The following is a 1,703-nucleotide window of genomic DNA, read 5'->3' as shown; positions in this document are numbered from 1 at the left end:
TTTATTGAGGTGGTGATCCAATACTCTTCTTACCTTTTCTAATTTTAGAAAAGAAAGGGAGTGAGATTGACGCGTCGCGGTAGGAGATTGGAAATCATCTCCTTATTCCGATATAGGCACATAGGATCTCTGCTTGGTTAGGGGACTCACCCTCCCACATCTCTTGGCGTCAATAAGCGCCTACTTTCCTTCGTTGAGTCTGCTCCTAAAGCAGAGGCCGGCGATTGCTCCTGCATGGACTGATGGGTTGCACCGTCTTAAGTCTCCGTATAGGCCGGCTTCTCCGTGTCTAGGTTGTCTGCGCTCTTCAGCGAAAGATTTAGGCTACATTGCTCAGAGTGGAGTTGGATAAGTCCTGTTTCATCCGTTCGCCATCAAACATGGTACTGTTCTTTGAAAGACCGTGAAAGACTTGAAGCAGCTTTCGGCATAAGGCTACGAGTGCTTCTTTCTTCTTTAAAGGATTTTCCTTGCGGCTAATATAGTACTCGTACAGCTCGCAAAACGCGGTGTTATTGTGAATCAGTGGAAGCATGGATTTATACAAAAGGGCTCGCAGCCGCCTTCGTCCGCGTTTGGATAGCTGTCTCTTTCCTTCATACTTTCCTGAAGAATTATCCCGAAGCGCCAGTCCCGCAAGTTTAATTAATTGGCGTGGATGCTTGTAATGCTTTAAGGAACCTGTCTCAGCCAGGAGTTCGACTATGGTTGTTTCACTGACTCCGCTAATTGAAGTCAGATGAATAAAATCAGGCAATGTACGGGCTAATTCAATCAGTGAATGGGTGATCTCAGTCACTTGAGCCTCGTAGATTTCAAGTTGGTCTAACAGAGCGTTGATTTCCATACGAGCCATCGCAGATCCATCTTTTACTCCGATGGAGTATTTTGCGGCTTCAAAGAGTTTTTCGGTTCTTTTAAGTGAAGCGTATCTTGCGCCGGACTCCCGATAGATTTTCAAAAGGTCTTCAGGAGATCCTGATCTAATATCATCAGGCAATGGCGTACACCGGAGACTGGCCCGGGCATGTTCCCCCAGACTTTTAAAAACGGATGAAAACTCCGGAAAGTAGAGGTCAATCCAGCGCTGAATCCGGTTCTTAATGGATGCGACTTCGTCTTTTAGTCGATTACGGAAAGCAGCTCCTCGGCGAAGTTCAGATTCTGTTTCACTCATCTTTCGAGGGATACTGAAGCTACCATTGGGAATAAGTTTGGCAATCACTCGTGCATCTTTCTTATCGTTTTTACTTTGAGTGTTGTCATCAAACTCTTTAGACCTTTTTACATTAAGAGGGTTCACAAGTACAAAAGGGATGTCTCTCTCTTCAAGAAATGCGGCTAAATTCATCCAATAGTGCCCAGTGGGTTCAAAGCCAATAAGGATGTTTGTCTTATTGAATTCCGCCATAAGTGCTTTTATAGCTGAATAGAACGTTTCAAACCCGTGATTGGATTGTTGGATCCTAAATGCTTTCTGAAGTTCACGTCCGCGATAATCAATCGGACAAGCGTAATGAGTTTTTTTAGCGATATCAACTCCGATAACGAGAGTTGACTCTGTCACTTGATTTATTTTGTAATTTCGATTATGATGCATCAAAAGGTCCTCCTCTTGGTGTATTGGGTTCGCAACCTGCATCATAACGGAGGACCTTTTTTTGTGCAAGAGGCCACTTCACCTACTAACAGGAATGCTCCTG

General features: G+C 44.4%; 1 protein-coding gene. It reads right to left on the bottom strand.

The features are described 5' to 3' along the window. Positions 1 to 319 precede the first annotated feature (319 nt). The gene (locus JSY36_RS20250; protein WP_205167745.1) at positions 320 to 1,600 is read right to left on the bottom strand and encodes an IS110 family RNA-guided transposase; all 1,281 of its coding nucleotides are present in this window, start codon (positions 1,598 to 1,600) and stop codon (positions 320 to 322) included. Positions 1,601 to 1,703 lie beyond the last annotated feature (103 nt).

The organism is Alteribacter salitolerans (assembly GCF_016901055.1).
Lineage (GTDB): Bacteria > Bacillota > Bacilli > Bacillales > Salisediminibacteriaceae > Alteribacter > Alteribacter keqinensis.
This window is presented reverse-complemented; position numbering and strand designations above follow the sequence as displayed.